We start from the raw sequence: 16,163 nt of genomic DNA, 5'->3' as shown, positions 1-16,163 counted from the left end.
AGACCCGGACACACCGAAGCGCATGCATTCCTTCCTCCACCACCGCAGCAACCGCGCCGCTGACCTGCCTCAGGCGGTCAGCATCGGCAATTTCGATGGGGTGCATCGCGGCCATCAGGCGCTGCTGAAGACCATGCAGGATAGCGGCCTGCCCACCGCGGTGCTCACCTTCGAGCCCCTTCCCCGGGAGTTTTTCCGGGGTACGGACGCGCCACCACGATTGAGCAGTTTGCGCGAGAAGGTGGTGGCACTCCGCCGCAATGGGGTACAGAGCATCACCTGCCTGCCCTTCAATCAGGCGCTGGCCAACCTGCCCGCCGAGGATTTCATTGCTCAGATACTGGTCAGGCAATTGTGCTGCGGGTTGCTGAGCGTCGGTCATGACTTCCGCTTCGGGGCGAGACGGCGCGGTGATCTGGACATGCTCAGCCGCTTCGGGCGACAGTATGGGTTTTCGGTGAAAGAACAGCCCCCCTTTCTGCTCGACGGCCAACGGGTCAGCAGCACCGGCATCCGCGCCTTTCTGCAGAGCGGCGACCTGACCCATGCGGCGTCCTGGCTGGGACGTCCCTATGCCCTCTGCGGGCGGGTCGTGCATGGCGACCATCTAGGTCGGGAACTGGGCTTCCCGACCGCCAATATCCCTCTGAATCGTCGCCCGGTGCCTGTCAAAGGTATCTTTGCCGGACGCCTGTTGAGTCCGAAAGGAAACTGGATCGCCGCCGTCAGTATCGGTCTGCGCCCCACCGTCGGCGGCAAACAGATGGTACTGGAGGCCCACTGTCTGGATGCGGACAGCCCCGACCTCTACGGACAGCAGGTTTCCGTAGAACTGCACCACAAGCTGCGGGAGGAAGAGAAATATATGGATCTCGATACCCTCAAGGCGGCCATCGACAGCGACGTCGTGAACACTCGGAACTTTTTCGCCGAACATCCCCAGGACTTTGAATAATCATGGACTATAAGCAGACCCTCAACCTTCCTAAAACCGGTTTTCCCATGCAGGGAAAACTGCCGGAGCGTGAACCGGCGACTCTGGCCCGCTGGCAGGAGCATGATCTATACGGGGCGTTGCAGAAGGCGCGTGCCGCAAGCCCTGCGTTCATCCTGCATGATGGCCCGCCCTACGCCAACGGCAAGATTCATATCGGTCATGCGGTCAACAAAATACTCAAGGATATCATCAACAAAAGCAAGCTGAGCGAAGGCTTCCGGGTGCCCTATGTGCCGGGCTGGGACTGCCACGGGCTGCCCATCGAAATCCAGGTGGAAAAGGAACTGGGGCGTCCCGGCGAAAAAGTCAGTGCCCAGGCCTTCCGCAATGCCTGCCGTGCTTATGCCGAAAGCCAGATTGTCGGGCAACGGCAGGATTTCGAGCGCCTCGGCATCATCGGAGATTGGGGAAACCCATACCTGACCATGCACTTCCAGGCTGAGGCCAATATCCTGCGGGAGCTCGGTCGCCTGACCGTGAACGGCCAAGTGGTACGCGGTGCCAAGCCGGTACACTGGTGTGTGGACTGCGGCAGTGCTCTGGCGGAGGCGGAAGTGGAATATCAGGATCGCAGCGATCCTTCCATCGACGTCGCCTTCGTCGTCGCTGACGCCGCCGATCTGAGCCAACGCCTTGGCGTCGCTGAACCCATAGAGGCCAGCGTGGTGATCTGGACGACCACGCCATGGACTTTGCCCGCCAATCAGGCGGTAGCCCTGCACCCGGAATACACTTACGTATTGCTGCGCTCCGGCAACCGGCATCTGATCCTCGCCGCAGATCTGGCAGCAAGCGCCCTCGCCCGCTATGGTCACCCGGAAGCGGAGGTGCTGGCCGAGTTCGCCGGTGTGACACTGGAGGGCCTCCGCCTCAAACACCCCTTCCTGGATTATGAAGTGCCGGTCATCCTCGGTCGGCATGTGACCCTGGAGGCGGGCACCGGCTGCGTACATACTGCCCCGGCCCACGGCGCGGACGATTATGAAGCGTCCCGGCGTTATCACCTGCCGGTGGACAGCCCCGTGCTCGGCAACGGTCGTTTTCAGGACGAACTGCCGCTGGGGCTGGGAGGCATCACCGTACAGGAGGCCAATGAGCGGATCCCAGAACTCCTGCGCGGGCGCAACGCCCTGCTCCATTTCGAGAAGATCCGCCATAGTTACCCCCATTGCTGGCGCCACAAGACACCGCTACTCTTCCGTGCCACCCCTCAGTGGTTTATCAGCATGAGCGCCAATGACCTGCGTGAGAAGGCCATCGACGCCATCGACGCCACCCGGTGGATTCCCGACTGGGGCAAAGACCGCATCACCGGCATGGTCAACCAGCGTCCGGACTGGTGCATCTCCCGGCAAAGGGCCTGGGGCGTGCCCGTCGCGATCTTCTCCTGTACCCGGTGCGGCGAACCCCTACGCGATGCCGACACCTTCGAACGTATCGCCCGTGCGGTGGAAACAGGTGGGGTCGATGCCTGGTTCAACCACCCGGACGGCGATTTTCTGCCAGCGGACGCCCGCTGCGGCGGCTGCGGCCACGATCACTTTCACAAGGTCACGGACATTCTCGACGTCTGGTTCGACTCCGGCTGCACCCATGCCTTTGTACTGGAGCAGAGGCCTGAGTTGCACAGCCCCGCCGACCTTTATCTGGAAGGCTCCGATCAGCATCGCGGCTGGTTCCAGTCTTCCCTGCTGGAATCCGTCGCCAGTCGAGGAAGGGCGCCCTACCGGGCGGTGCTGACCCACGGCTTCACCGTCGATGGCGAAGGCCGGAAGATGAGCAAGTCCGTGGGCAACGTCATCGCCCCACAGACGATCATCGACCGTTACGGTGCGGACATCCTGCGGCTCTGGGTGGCATCGGAAGACTACCGCAGCGAGATCCCCATCTCTGACACCATCCTCCAGCAACTGGGCGACAGCTACCGGCGCATCCGTAATACGGCCCGCTATATGCTGGGCAATACCCACGACTTTAATCCAGCCACGGACGCCCTGCCCACGGCGGACCTGCTGGAAATGGATCGCTGGATGCTGGCCCGCACCGCGCTCCTGCAGGAAGAAATTCGTGCCGCCTACAGTGAATATCAATTCCTCCGCGTCCAGCAACGTCTGCTCCACTTTTGCTCGGTGGAGCTCGGGGGACTCTATCTGGATGTGCTGAAAGATCGCCTCTACACCACCCCCGCAGCCTCGCGGGCGCGGCGTTCGGCGCAGACGGTGCTCTGGCAGATGCTCGAAGCCATGGTGGTATGGATGGCCCCCATCCTGAGCTTCACTGCGGAAGAAATCTGGGAGGGGATGGGCAATCGCCCGTTCTCCAGCGTGTTTTTTGCGCAATATCCGGAAATACCACTGCCTGCCGACAGTGAAGTCCTGATGGGACGCTGGGAACGGCTCGGTCAGTTGCGGGACGCCGTCAACGCCGCACTGGAACCCCTGCGTCAGGGGAAAAAGATTGGCTCGGGCCTGGATGCGGAAGTCGCCCTCTACGCCAACAGCGAATGGCATGAGTTTCTTGCGCCACTCGGTGAGGAGCTGCGCTTTTTTCTGCTGAGCTCCGCGTGTGCCCTGCGCCCCTATGAAGAGCGCCAGGAGGGTTGCGACGATGCGCTTCCGGGCATCGCCATACAGGTCCTGCCCAGTGATGGCCAGAAGTGCGCACGCTGCTGGCACCACCGCCCGGACATCGGTCTCCATGCGGGGCATCCGGACATTTGCGACCGCTGTGTAGAGAATCTCGCCTTACCCGGAGAAACACGGGAGTTCTGCTGATGCTGCGCTATTTATGGTTATCGTTCGGGGTCATCCTGCTGGACCAGGGCGTCAAACTCTGGCTAAGCCATATCTGGCGGGTGGGGCAGGGCCTTGTCATCATTCCGGGGCTGCTCAATTTTCGTCTCGTCCACAACACCGGTGCCGCTTTCAGCTTCCTGGCGGGGGCCGGCGGCTGGCAACGCTGGCTGCTCATCGGCGTCGCCCTGCTGGTGGTGGCAGTCATCGTCGCCATCCTGCGTCGACTCAAGCCCGGCGCCACCTGGACCGCCATATCCCTTGCCCTGATTCTCGGCGGTGCGGTCGGCAACCTGATCGACCGGATCCGCCTCGGCTATGTGATCGATTTTATTGGCGCCCACTGGGGCAGCCTCTACTGGCCCTACTTCAACGTCGCCGACAGCGCCATCTCCATCGGTGCCGTGATACTGGTCCTCGATGCTTTCCGGCGCCGCTGATCCAGAGTAACGGCAAACCACCACCATGGGGACTTTTTGCAACAAGGATTAGGGCAGCAAAAACAACGCTGCCAGAGAACATACCCGTGCCCTGGCACATCCGCTACGGGGGATTGTCGTCCAAACGAGACAGGTTTTTGTTCCGGCGACCCGCGTAAGAACGCCGTCACCTTGTTTTTAATGGATGATTTTTGTGGCACAACTATTGCTTTATCCATTGATATTCATCACCGGAACACAATGGAGACAGACATGGACAGTACCGCCAATCTTCTGGCCGCCTTACGCCGGGTACGCAGTTTCCCGAGTTACACATCCTTTATGGCTGGCCACGAGCGGCAACGCATCAAACGCGAACTGCAAAAGCGACTACTGCGTTTACGCCGGCAGCGCCAAAGCCACAAGCTTAACCACTTTGCCACAAAGCGGCAGGAAACACCCGGCAGATTGCTACAGACCATTCTTCACTGATTAGCGCGAGACCTCTGTCCAACTCATACCCAGCCCTCCGGCTCGTTGCCCGGCCGCCACTTGATACTGCAGCCCATGCTGGGCAGCACTTCGGCCGGGGGCTGGGCACCTGCCAGCACTGCCGCCACGGCTGCAGACAGGTCTTCACCGGTCACCGGCAGATCATTCCTAGGACGACTCGCATCGAACTGACCGTGGTAGAACAGCCCGCCCGCAGCATCAAAAAGAAAAAGATCCGGCGTGCACACCGCGTTAAAAGCCTTGGCAATCTCTTGTTCTGCATCAAATAAATAGGGGAAATGATACCCGGCGCGCAAGGCTTCGGCGGGCATTTTTTCCGGCGCATCTTCCGGATAGGTTCGGGCATCGTTGCTGTTGATACCCACCACCTGCACACCCTGCTGCTGCCATTGCCGCGTCAGCTCACCCAGGCGTTTGCTGATGTGGATCACATAGGGACAGTGATTACAGATGAAAAGCACCAGCAGGGGCTTGCCCTGCGCCTGCACACTGCACCACTGCCCCGCCTGACCACCGACGGGCAGACAAAACTCGGGCAGCTTACTCCCGATGGGTAATTCTTTGGCGGTCATAGCCATGTTGGGTCTCCTTTCGAATCATCAGGCCAGTGCCGGCTGCTGCCCCCCGGGAACGGGATGGACGACGGCCTCCAAACGCCAGGATCCGTCACCCAGCAGATGCAGGCAATGCTCATGATGCCGCAACAGGCTGGAGCGGTGACCGACACTGATGATGGCGGTTTCCGGCAGTTCCTCGACAAGCATGCGGTAGAGCGCGTCCTCGGCAGGTTCATCCAGTGCCGAACTGGCCTCGTCCAAAAACACCCACTGCGGCTTTTGCAATAGAATACGGGCAAAGGCCAGACGCTGCTGCTCCCCCAGAGATAATACATGAGACCACAAACGGGCGTCATCCAGTTTGTCGGCCAACGCCTCCATGCCAACCAGATGGAGCACCTGCTGCAGGCGGGCGTCTCCGACGCCGGGCACCCCGAAGGGGTAGACCAGCACATCGCGCAAGGTACCCAGGGGCAGATACGGCTTCTGCGGCAGGAAGAGCGGGCGATCGCTCCGGGGCAGTTTCACCTCCCCCTCACCAAAAGGCCAGATACCGGCCAGAGCGCGTACCAGTGTGCTTTTGCCTCCGCCTGACGGGCCCATGATCAGCAGGCGCTCACCACGGCGCACATCCAGATCCAGGTGATGAATCAATTCCCGGCCATCGGGCAGGCGCACGTTGAGGGCCTGCACAATGAGCCGCGGACCATCCTTGCGCTCGATCTGGTAATGGGTCTCCCGGATGACCCGTACCTCGTCCATCGATTGTTCAAAAAAACGCAGACGATCGACGACCGCGTGCCAGTTGGCGAGGCTGCCATAACTGCTGACAATGAAAGACAGCGCACCCTGCACCTGGGCAAAAGCCGAGGCAATCTGCTGCAACCCACCGATACCGATGGCTTTATTGACGAAATAGGCGGGCAGGCTCACCAGAATCGGGAAAATGATCGCCACCTGACCATAACCGGACACCCACCAGTTGAGACGCATGGACCGCCAGATAATCCGCCAGTAGTTGGCATAGACGTTGGCGAACCGTTGCAGAAAGTGGTGACGCTCCTCCGTTTCCCCGCCATACAGGGCAATGCTTTCACTATTCTCCCGCAGGCGCATCATACTGAAACGGAAATCCGCCTGATAACGCTCCTGGTTGAAGTTCAGACTGATCAGCGGCCGCCCGATGAGGGCGGTGAGGATGGTCCCAAGCACCGAATAAATGACTGCCGCCCAGACCAGATAGCCGGGGATGGTATAGACACTCCCCTGCCAGGGGATGGTGATCATGGCCGACAAATTCCAAAGCATGAACACAAAGGCGGCGAGGGTCGTGGCGGAACTGAGCAGGCCTATCACGATGTTGAGTGTCTGCCCGGTGAAACTGGCCAGATCCTCGCTGATACGCTGATCCGGGTTATCGGTACCATCGCCCAGCACCTGCATATGGTAAAAGGTACTTTTGGCGAGCCAGGAATCCAGATAATGCTGCGTCAGCCAGCGTCGCCAGCGAATCTCCAGCATCTGGGTAAAAAAGGTCTGGGAGACCGCGGCGATGATATAGAGAGTGGCCAGTCCCAGAAAAATCAGCATCTGGTGCCAGGCGGCGTTCACCGCAAAGCGCTGCAGGGCGTTCCAGAACACCGCGTACCACTCCGTGATGCGATAAGAAATAAACACCATGAACAGATTGAGGAGAATGATGAAGGCAAAGACCCCGCGCGCCACCCAACGCTCCTCGGAGTGCCACCAGTAAGGTTTGACCATCCGCCACAGGTCACGAAAGAATGCTCCGTTAAACTGCTTCATGCACCATCTCCAAAGAAGTCCTGTTCAGCATTCATGCGCTCCTCATCTGACAACATCTGCCAACGCCCGCTACCGCAAATTTTACCCGTCCTCGGGCAATCACCACCGCCCGTAAAGCCCGAGAGGATAGCATGGGGCTCCCCAGACAGGTATAAAAAGCCCGCCCAGCCATCCGTGGTCTTTTGCCGCGGATGCGCTTTGAAGACACTCAAATTGGTAAGCCGGCCTGTTTGCCCAGGGCAAAACGGGGAGCACTGCGCTGCGGTGGATCCTGTCACCCTTCAGCAGGGTTACACGGGCATTGCCTGTCAGGCGCCGTAAAATGCCGGATGAGCGTGCCTCAAGGCGGGCAAATTACTGCGGCAACGCTGCAAAAACTCTCCGTCCGCCTGGGCCAGCGCGACCCCCTCGCCCTGATCCAGACGGGCCAGGACCTGCCCCCAGGGGTCGACAATCATACTGCCGCCAAAGGTCTGGCGGCCATTCTCGTGCAAACCACCCTGGTCGGCGGCAAGCACATACGCCTGGTTCTCGATGGCGCGGGTTCGCAGCAGACACTCCCAGTGCGCGGCACCGGTCTGCCTGGTAAAGGCGCTGGGGACGACGAGCAGTTCGGCTCCAGCGTAGCTGCGGTACAACTCCGGGAAACGCAGGTCATAGCAAATGGAGAGACCTAGCCGCCCCCAGGGCGTGGCCACGGCCACCGGACTGCTGCCGGGGGCGATGGTACGAGACTCCCGGTAACTTTCGCCGCCCGCCAGATCGACGTCAAAGAGGTGCATCTTGTCATAACGTGCCCGGCGCTGTCCGGTCGGGTCGAAAACCAGGCAGGCGGCATAACAGCGTCCGTCAGCGGCGGCCAGAGGCATACTGCCCCCGACCAGCCATAAGCCCAGGCGCTGTGCCTGTGCCGCCAGCCAGGACTGGATCGGGCCATCCCCATCCTTCTCCATGATGGCCAGTTTGGCATTTTCATCGCGCCCCATCAGGGCAAAATTTTCGGGCAGGAGCGCCAGCTCCGCGCCACCCGCCGCCGCCTCCCCCAGCAGGGATCCGGCGCGGGCGAGGTTATCCGCCACGACATCCGAGGACACCATCTGCACTACGGCAACCCGCACCTTCATGGTCTCAGTCCTTCCCGGCCGTGGCCGGTGCATGCACCTCGTGCACCTCGGGGTGCCCCCAGGGTCCGTCAACCTGATAATGCCATTCTAACACCTTACCCGATTTCCCAAAGAGGGCGGGGCCCAGTATGGGAAAACTCCCGAGGAGCAGGTCGAAACTCTGCAACGGGTAGACTTGCAGTTCCATATTCAGGGACTGATGCGCCAGATCGATGGCGCCGCGCCCTGTCATTTCCAGAGCGCTGGATTCAAGAAGCATATTGCGGGTACGGGCGACACCATGGTGTATCTGAAAATCGGCAAAAAGCTTCGAAAAGAACAGTCCTCTGCCAAAGAGCGGGCGATAATCAAAGGTGATCACATCTTTGAACAATGTGGTGGGATTGAGAAATACGAGCCAGGAAATATCTGCACCGAGTTGCCGGAGGCGACCATTCCACAGCTTCGACTGGATATTGCCGCTGAGGTGCGCCACCGAAAAATCCCAGGGCGCGCCCGGCCAGGACAGTTGTCCCGCATAATCGGCGCGACCGTAGTCCAGGGTCTCCATGCCGATGTCCTGCAGAACGGGGGCAATATTGTCGCTGCGGACTTTCCCCTGAAAGGCCGACTGACCTGCCCCTGCGCCCTGCCACGATCCCTTGAAATCCCATCGGCTGTCTGCCCAGTCGCCTTTGATCATGGCGATCTTCCAGCCCGTCGCCGATCGCCCGGCATCCAGCAGCACGTCCTGCACCTTGTGGCCACGCCAATCGAGTTGGGCGATATGCGCGTGGAGCGCCAGCGGGCTGCCAGTTGCTCCCCCCAGCGTCTGCGGAAAACCGGAGGGCGGAACTTTGGGAGATGACGGCGCCGCGATGCTTAATTTCTGGATATCCAGGCGCAATTGCGCCGAACCCGCCGGCGGTACCGCGCGCGTATATTGCAGGGCACCCGCTATCTGGGGACCGGTCAATTGCAGATGCAGCTTCTCCGCCGCAGCCTGACCGCGCATCCGCACGTCCGGCCAATCCTGTTCAAAAAGCAGCAGGTGCCGCCAATGCAGGTCGATGCGGATTTCCGGCCATGTACCACGATCCTTTTCGCTCTTCAGCAGACTCAGCCACGGCCATACAGCAAAGCTGTTGCCACTGCCCTGAAGAGAAAATCCGGTCTTGGGCAGCGGTGGCGTGGTTCCCCCACCCAGGCGTGCGGCTCCTGCCTGCCATCGCCAGACCGATGGCCCCCGCTGCCAGGCCAGGGCGGCAGACCCCACCGGCAGTCTCAAATCGGCCTGCAGATGACGGGTCACATCCCCCTGACCCCGGAAGGTCAGGTTTCCGCCCTTGCCCGATGCCCAGCTCAAAGGCTGCGGCAAGGCACTGCGCGTCTGGCCCAAATCCGCACCACCCCTGAAACGTAACTCGTTGTTCAGCAAAGTACCACTGCCTTGGTATGGCACAGCACCACGGAAAGCCGCGCGCCAGGGCTGCGGCACGGGCAGATCCACCGCCTGCAATGCACCCCGCAGCGAAAAATCCAGCCGCGGCGCGGTTTCCAGTTGACTGGCCCGTAAACTCGCCTGCACCGGGCCACCGGCAAAAATGCCGTTCAACGCACCGGCCTGAATTTTGTCCCGCTGGAAATAAACTGGTCCCTGCAAACCCGTGGCCCGCCAGGCGTCCCAGCCGACCCCCATGTCACGGACATCGACCCGGCCATTCACCGCAGTCTTTTCCGGCCCGAAAGGGATGCTGAGGGCCAATTGCAATTGCCCCTGACCCGTCAGGCGCAGGGGGATATCCGCCACGGACTTGCCTTCCAGTACGGGGGTTGCGCGCAAAAAAGGCAGCACTTTTTCAAGCGCGACCGGCGTATTCACCGTGATCTGCAACGGCGAGGTATGCGGCGCGAACAGATGGTCCAGATCGGCACTGGCGGAAGCCACCGGCACCCCGAAAATGTCACCCTGGTGACTCCGGACGGAAAGGTGGTCTCCCCTCCAGAGGAGTTGTGCGTTCATCCGCGATGCCACTGGCCAGTGCGGGGCATAACGCAGCGTGACGTGGCGAAAATCGGCCCGCAGGGAAAAATGCTCACCCGGCGCCTGGCGCGGCAGGTGGTTCCATGGCCCCTGCCATTGCAGATCGGCATGCTGCACGGATCCCGCCTGAAAGGCCTGCAACAGCCACTGGCGCAGGGCCGGGCTGATGCCGGTCCGGGGTACGAAATCAGCTATCGCCGTCGCCGGCATATCGTTGAGCCGGGCTCTCAGGCGCAGTTCCCGCCCTTGCACCGCCACCCTGGCATGCAGGTGACCAGGCCCCTGTAGCACGATGGGATCGGCCCGAATCGACCAGTCGGTACCGGCTTTCTGGGCAACGATCCGGGCGGACACTTCACGCAGGCGCAGCGGTGCCGCGAAACGTTGCGGCCAATCCAGCGTGAACTGCCGGCTCGCTAGATGAAACTGCAAGGCTTCTGGACGAAGGCTGACATCACCGCTGAGACCCTGCACGCCAAACCAGTTTCCATGGGGCGAGACGGCGACGTCACGCAGCACCGCCTGAAGCTGCCAGGCCGCAGCCTGGTGTCCAGTACCGCGGGAGCGGAAGTGCAGGTTGCGCAAGCTGCCCCGCCACTGTTGCCGGGGTATCCAGCGCAATGAAGCGGGCAGGGCCGTTTCCGGCACGCTCCGGAGGAGTGCGGCGGGAAGCAGCGGCGCCTCAATCTGCCATTGCAGGCGACGGCGCCAGTCGAGTCCCAATCGCGCGGCCAGGGGTTGTGCAGCAAGCCCTGTTACGTCGGCAAGCTGCAATGTTCCGGAGGAACCCGTTCCATTCCAGCCCAAGCGGCCATGGATTTGTGTCCCCTGTCTGGCGTCCAGTCCGGCGTCGTGCAGGACAAATTGCCCGCTGACCAGGCGCGGCACGCCATAACGCCACTGCAGATACCCGTGGCTGCTCATGCTTCCGGTCAACGCCGGCAGATGCGTATCCAATGGATGGAGCCAGGACAAAGGCAACGACTCCAACACCCACTTACCGCTGCCCGAGGAGCGTCCCGGACGCGTGAAGATGCCGCGCACTGCGCCGGTGTAACGCAACAGACCCTGGGGTGACCAGCGCACCTGCACCTGCATCTGCGGGCGCAAACCGCCACTGCTCTGCCACTGTACATGCAGGGGGACAGGGTTGGCCTGAGGCTGGGAGCGCCATTGCACGGTCAGGTGTCGGACATCCACATGTGCCCAGTTCAGATCCAGTGGCAGCGCCCTTCCACTGGGTCCTGGCTTCTGCCCGGCCACCCGCCAGCCATCGGCGGTTTGAACGACAGACACCACCCCGTCTGCCACGCTAAAATACTGGGCTACCCAGTCCCCCCAAAGCAGGGGCAAGGCGAAAAGGCGCAGATGCACCCCTTGCAGCGTCAGTTCGGGCCGGGACGGCGTACCCACCCGCAACGCCGCCAGTTCCAGCGATGGTCCCCAATTCCAGCCCAGGTGCATGCCCTGTACCGACACCGGCGCTCCCAAAGACCGCGACAAAAACTGTGAAACGTAGGGCCGCAGAAGATCAAGCCGGGGAACCACCAGGAGATAAAAAGCCCCTGCCAGCAATACCAGCAGCGTCGGCACGACGGCCAGCAACCAACCTCCGAAACGGCGGAGACCGGCAAGGATCAGGCGCAAACGCGACAAGGCACGCCCCTCCCGGGAATCCGGAGCATCAATCAATCCGTCCGGTCAACGCCGGTAAACAACCATGAGGTAATGAACATGCTCCCTGCTACGATATTTTCTGCTGTGTTACCATCCGCGTCACACTCACTCGCGCGATATTGGGCAAAATCCTAGCACAAAAACGCCGCATCGCCCTATGCGGATTGCAAAACGGGGATGAGTTACACTCCCCATGTACAGAGCGAGAGGCCCCTCCGGAGGGAGCGCGGTATGCCAGCGTCCGATTTACCCGCAGAGATCCTACAGGCCATCCGCCAATCCCCCATGGAAGCGGAGGCCATCGCCGCATCACTTGCGGCGATCTGGCCCGCTCTTTCCGGGGAAGAACAGGCCGAACTCGTCCGCCTTGGTCCTTCTTTTGCCCGACATCTGGTGCGGATAGCCTGCGTCAGCACCTTTGCACGGCACCTTCTGCAGCGCCATCCGGGCTGGTTGCCGCACCTCGCGCGGCGGGAAGGACACGCCCTTATGCCCGTCGGAGCGGTCCCGGTCGATACCTTCCTCGCCGGACTGCGGGAGTACCGCAATGCGCGCATGGTGGAAATCATCTGGCAGGATCGTCAACCCGGAGAGCATTACCCGGAAACGGTAGCCGCCCTCAGCGCGCTGGCCGAAACCTGCCTGCAACACGCCTACGATTACGGCGTGCAGACGCTGCGCCAACGCCATGGCATCCCCCGCAACAAGAACGGCCTGGAAGTGCCTTTCACCATCCTCGGCATGGGCAAACTGGGCGGGCGGGAGCTCAATCTTTCCTCAGACATCGACCTCATTTTCTGCCACGGTGGAGGCGGTGAGACAGACGGCCCCGGCGCCATCGACAATAGCGAGTATTTCCTGCGCCTCGGCCGCTGGCTGATTCAGGCTCTCGACCAGCGCACCGCAGATGGCTTCTGTTTCCGCATCGACATGCGCCTGCGCCCCTTCGGCGATGCCGGCCCACTCTGCATCTCCGCCGCGGCCATGGAGCAATACTACCAGGTGCATGGACGCGGCTGGGAGCGCTACGCGTTCATCAAGGCGCGCCCCGTCGCGGGTGACGTCGCCTTTGGCCAATCCCTCCTCGACACCCTGCGCCCCTTTGTCTATCGCCGCTACCTGGACTACACCGCCCTCGCCGGCCTACGGGAAGTCAAAGCCCTCATGGATGCGGAACAGGCAGGCAGCGGCAACGACATCAAAAAAGGCCGTGGCGGCATCCGCGAAATCGAGTTTGTCTGCCAGTCACTGCAAATCATCCACGGTGGCCGCCAGCCTGCCCTGCGCAGCACCAACACCCTGGACACCCTCGCGGCTATCGCCCAAGCCGAACTCCTGCCCGCTGAGGACATCGGCCTGCTCCGCCACGCCTATCTTTTCCTGCGTAACATCGAACACTGCCTGCAAATGGTCGATGATCAGCAGACCCAGCAACTACCAAAAAGCGAAACGGAATGGCAGCGCCTGGCCTGCGCTATGGGTTTTATGGATGTGGCAGCCCTGCGTGCGACCCTGAGCGAACTCCGCCTGCAGACCCACACGATCTTCCAGCGCACACTGGCGCCGAAGCCCACACCACATTCGCCTGCAGAGGACAACGCCAACCGACTCTGGCAATTCGCCCAGACCGGTGCCATGGAAGCGGCGCCCGGCGACCTGCTCCAAGTCCTGCACTTTGCCGCCCCGGAAACCGCGTGGACGAGCCTGTGGCGCTTTGCCCACAGCCGCGATGTGGCCAGCCGTCTCTCCACGGAAGGACGGCAACGGCTCAACCGCCTGCTCCCTCTGATCCTCGACCTGTGCAGCACACAGCCAGACACCGACGCCTTGTTACAGCGCTTCCTGACCCTCATCGAGGCCGTTCTCGGGCGTGCCAACTACCTCGCGCTGCTCGCCGAGAACCCGCCCTATCTCGTCCGCATCGCGCGGTTACTGCACAGTCCCTGGCTGGCACAGGAACTGGCACGCTTCCCCATCCTGCTGGATGACGTGCTCAGCGATACGCCTGTCAGTCCTGAGCACTGGCCACAAACCCTCGCGGCACAATTACAGCTCGCAGCAGATATGGAAGAGCGCATGGATGCACTGCGCCGCTTCAAAAATGCGGAAGTTCTGCGTCTCGCCGCCGTCTTCTGGACAAAGCAGATGCCCGTGGAAACCTTGCTATCCCAACTCAGCGGGCTCGCCCGGCTTACCCTGCAAACCGCGCTGGACTGGGCCGAAGCAGAGATGCAGCGTCGCCACGGCAACGTGCGCGCCGGCAACGGCCAAGTAGCCCGCTTCGCGGTCATCGCCTTCGGGAAGCTGGGTGGCCAGGAAATGGGGTTCGCCTCCGACCTCGACCTCGTCTATCTGTACGATGCCCCCCTCGATGCCGAAAGTGATGGTCCCGCCCCGATCCCGGCCCCCACTTGGTTCGCCCGCCTCGGACAAAGGCTCATCCACATCCTCAGCACCCTCACCCGCGCCGGATTGCTCTATCAAATCGACATGCGCCTGCGCCCCAGCGGTCAATCCGGCCCTCTGGTCACCACGCTGGATGCGTTCAGCCGCTATCAGCGCGAATCGGCTTGGACCTGGGAACATCAGGCCCTCACCCGCGCCCGCTGGGTCGCAGGGGATGCCGAACTCGGCGCTCGTTTCGCGGACCTGCGCACAGAAATCCTTGGCCGGCCACGCGACTCCGGGCAACTGAGAGAAGATATCCGCAGCATGCGGCGGCGCATTTACCAGAGCAAAAGCATCGCCCGGGACACCTTTCATCTGAAACTCAGCCCGGGCGGCCTCACGGATATCGAGTTTCTCGTACAATTTGCTATGCTAGGGGCCTGTTCGCAGCAGCCCGTCCTGTGCCAGGGTATCGGGACAGCCGCTGGCATAGCCGCACTGACCCGCGTCGGCACCTGGGGCACGGAGCAGGGCGTTGCGCTCGGACAGGCTTGGCATCTGTACCGAGAGATGGAAAACCGACGCTGGCTGGGCTTACAGGATCCCGTCGTCCGTGCCGCGGAAATCCCCGACTGGGATATGCTGCAAGCCGCCGCGCACGGGGTGCGAAAGATTTGGCAGGAACTCATTGGCAGTTATACCGATTAAGGAGATGTGACGATGTCCATGGCGGAACGCGACGGTTTTATCTGGTTTGACGGCAAGATGGTCCCCTGGCGGGAGGCCACCGTGCACGGTCTTACCCACAGCCTGCACTACGGCATGGGCTGTTTCGAAGGGGAACGTGCCTACGCCACGCCGCAAGGTACCGCTATTTTCCGTCTGCCGGAGCACACCAACCGTCTCTTTAACAGCGCCAAGATTTTGCAGATGGATACCCCTTTTACGCAGGACCAGATCAACGACGCCACCAAGGAAGTCATCCGCGCCAATCATCTGGAATCCGCCTATATCCGCCCCCTGTTCTTCTATGGCGCCGAAGGTATGGGCTTGTCCGCCAAGGGGCTCAAGGTCCATGTGCTCATTGCCGCCTGGAGCTGGGGCAGCTATCTGGGCCAGGAGGCACTGGAAAAGGGCATCCGCGTCAAGGTGAGTTCCTTCAGCCGTCACCACGTCAACATACATCTGTGCAAGGCCAAGGCCACCGGCAACTACATGAACTCCATGCTGGCCCAGCGTGAGGCGGCCTCCTGCGGCTACGACGAGGCCCTGTTACTAGACCGCGAGGGTTATGTGTCTGAAGGTTCCGGTGAAAATGTTTTCATGATTCGTGATGGCGTTCTTTATACGCCAACGCTGACCAGCGCCCTCGAAGGCATCACCCGCGACACCATCCTGCGTTTTGCCCGCGATGCCGGCATTCCCATCGTCGAGAAGCAATTGACCCGTGATGAATTCTACATCGCCGACGAGGCTTTCTTTACCGGTACTGCTGCCGAAGTCACCCCCATCCGCGAAATCGATGGTCGGGTCATTGGCGAAGGGCGTCGCGGCCCGATCACAGGAATGCTGCAAAGTCGCTATTTCGACACCGTTGCCGGGCGCCGCGAGGACCACCCGGAATGGTTGCACCACGTAGGCTGACCGTATGACCAGCCCCGGCAAGTGCTGTGACCGCAACTACACAGAGATCGAAGCCAAAGACCTCCCCCTCTGCTGCCCCACACCCGGCATGAGCCGCTGGGACGGGCATCCCCGCGTTTTCCTCAAAATCGAAGAGACCGGGGAGGTCCGCTGCCCATATTGCGGAACGCTTTATGTGCTGAAGGGCGGGCCGCTGCAGCAGGCGGCCGGGCACTGAAAAACC

11 protein-coding genes are annotated in these 16,163 nt (G+C 61.5%); 7 read left to right on the top strand and 4 right to left on the bottom strand.

Going from position 1 to position 16,163, the window contains the following annotated elements:
* Positions 1–22 precede the first annotated feature (22 nt).
* From F6A13_RS03035 to F6A13_RS03020, 4 genes are all read left to right on the top strand, one after another.
* Positions 23–955: a bifunctional riboflavin kinase/FAD synthetase gene (locus F6A13_RS03035; RefSeq protein ID WP_126604971.1), complete on the top strand. Its 933-nt coding sequence runs from the start codon at positions 23–25 to the stop codon at positions 953–955.
* A 2-nt stretch (positions 956–957) separates the two neighbouring features.
* A complete protein-coding gene (ileS, locus tag F6A13_RS03030; protein ID WP_126604970.1) occupies positions 958–3,771 on the top strand; it encodes an isoleucine--tRNA ligase in 2,814 nt (937 codons plus the stop codon).
* Positions 3,771–4,229 (top strand): signal peptidase II, encoded by a 459-nt coding sequence (gene lspA / locus F6A13_RS03025; RefSeq protein ID WP_113526820.1) that lies wholly within the window; start codon positions 3,771–3,773, stop codon positions 4,227–4,229. Before ileS ends, lspA begins: the two co-directional genes overlap by 1 nt.
* 252 nt (positions 4,230–4,481) lie before the next feature.
* Positions 4,482–4,700, top strand: a complete 219-nt coding sequence (locus F6A13_RS03020) for a hypothetical protein (protein WP_113526821.1) — start codon at positions 4,482–4,484, stop codon at positions 4,698–4,700.
* A 23-nt stretch (positions 4,701–4,723) separates the two neighbouring features.
* Here F6A13_RS03020 and F6A13_RS03015 read toward each other — a convergent pair whose 3' ends face one another.
* From F6A13_RS03015 to F6A13_RS03000, 4 genes are all read right to left on the bottom strand, one after another.
* Positions 4,724–5,299 (bottom strand): thioredoxin family protein, encoded by a 576-nt coding sequence (locus F6A13_RS03015; RefSeq protein WP_113526822.1) that lies wholly within the window; start codon positions 5,297–5,299, stop codon positions 4,724–4,726.
* 21 nt (positions 5,300–5,320) lie between these two features.
* Positions 5,321–7,084, bottom strand: coding sequence for an ABC transporter ATP-binding protein/permease (locus tag F6A13_RS03010; RefSeq protein WP_113526823.1), 1,764 nt, complete (start codon positions 7,082–7,084; stop codon positions 5,321–5,323).
* A gap of 308 nt (positions 7,085–7,392) precedes the next feature.
* Positions 7,393–8,208 (bottom strand): carbon-nitrogen hydrolase family protein, encoded by an 816-nt coding sequence (locus F6A13_RS03005; protein WP_126604968.1) that lies wholly within the window; start codon positions 8,206–8,208, stop codon positions 7,393–7,395.
* Positions 8,209–8,212: 4 nt separating this feature from the next.
* Complete coding sequence (locus F6A13_RS03000) at positions 8,213–11,887, bottom strand: YhdP family protein (protein ID WP_126604966.1); 3,675 nt, start codon at positions 11,885–11,887, stop codon at positions 8,213–8,215.
* Between the two features lie 252 nt (positions 11,888–12,139).
* On the opposite strand from F6A13_RS03000, the gene glnE reads away from it, so the two are divergent.
* From glnE to F6A13_RS02985, 3 genes are read left to right on the top strand one after another with little or no spacing between them, the layout of a single operon-like run.
* Entirely contained in the window at positions 12,140–15,004 is a 2,865-nt protein-coding gene (gene glnE / locus F6A13_RS02995) for a bifunctional [glutamate--ammonia ligase]-adenylyl-L-tyrosine phosphorylase/[glutamate--ammonia-ligase] adenylyltransferase (RefSeq protein ID WP_113526826.1), read from the top strand.
* A 12-nt stretch (positions 15,005–15,016) separates the two neighbouring features.
* Positions 15,017–15,940, top strand: a complete 924-nt coding sequence (locus tag F6A13_RS02990) for a branched-chain amino acid transaminase (RefSeq protein WP_113526827.1) — start codon at positions 15,017–15,019, stop codon at positions 15,938–15,940.
* A gap of 4 nt (positions 15,941–15,944) precedes the next feature.
* The gene (locus tag F6A13_RS02985) at positions 15,945–16,157 is read left to right on the top strand and encodes a zinc-finger domain-containing protein (RefSeq protein ID WP_113526828.1); all 213 of its coding nucleotides are present in this window, start codon (positions 15,945–15,947) and stop codon (positions 16,155–16,157) included.
* Positions 16,158–16,163 lie beyond the last annotated feature (6 nt).

The sequence above is a fragment of the Acidithiobacillus sp. 'AMD consortium' genome (assembly GCF_008926505.1).
GTDB classification, from domain to species: Bacteria; Pseudomonadota; Gammaproteobacteria; order Acidithiobacillales; family Acidithiobacillaceae; genus Acidithiobacillus; species Acidithiobacillus ferridurans.
This window is presented reverse-complemented; position numbering and strand designations above follow the sequence as displayed.

Excerpts from the sequence above, each read along its gene's own strand:
- F6A13_RS03035 (WP_126604971.1), top strand. The coding sequence starts at position 23 with ATGCATTCCTTCCTCCACCACCGCAGCAACCGCGCCGCTGACCTGCCT.
- ileS (WP_126604970.1), top strand. The coding sequence starts at position 958 with ATGGACTATAAGCAGACCCTCAACCTTCCTAAAACCGGTTTTCCCATG.
- lspA (WP_113526820.1), top strand. The coding sequence starts at position 3,771 with ATGCTGCGCTATTTATGGTTATCGTTCGGGGTCATCCTGCTGGACCAG.
- F6A13_RS03020 (WP_113526821.1), top strand. The coding sequence starts at position 4,482 with ATGGACAGTACCGCCAATCTTCTGGCCGCCTTACGCCGGGTACGCAGT.
- F6A13_RS03015 (WP_113526822.1), bottom strand. The coding sequence starts at position 5,299 with ATGGCTATGACCGCCAAAGAATTACCCATCGGGAGTAAGCTGCCCGAG.
- F6A13_RS03010 (WP_113526823.1), bottom strand. The coding sequence starts at position 7,084 with ATGAAGCAGTTTAACGGAGCATTCTTTCGTGACCTGTGGCGGATGGTC.
- F6A13_RS03005 (WP_126604968.1), bottom strand. The coding sequence starts at position 8,208 with ATGAAGGTGCGGGTTGCCGTAGTGCAGATGGTGTCCTCGGATGTCGTG.
- glnE (WP_113526826.1), top strand. The coding sequence starts at position 12,140 with ATGCCAGCGTCCGATTTACCCGCAGAGATCCTACAGGCCATCCGCCAA.
- F6A13_RS02990 (WP_113526827.1), top strand. The coding sequence starts at position 15,017 with ATGTCCATGGCGGAACGCGACGGTTTTATCTGGTTTGACGGCAAGATG.
- F6A13_RS02985 (WP_113526828.1), top strand. The coding sequence starts at position 15,945 with ATGACCAGCCCCGGCAAGTGCTGTGACCGCAACTACACAGAGATCGAA.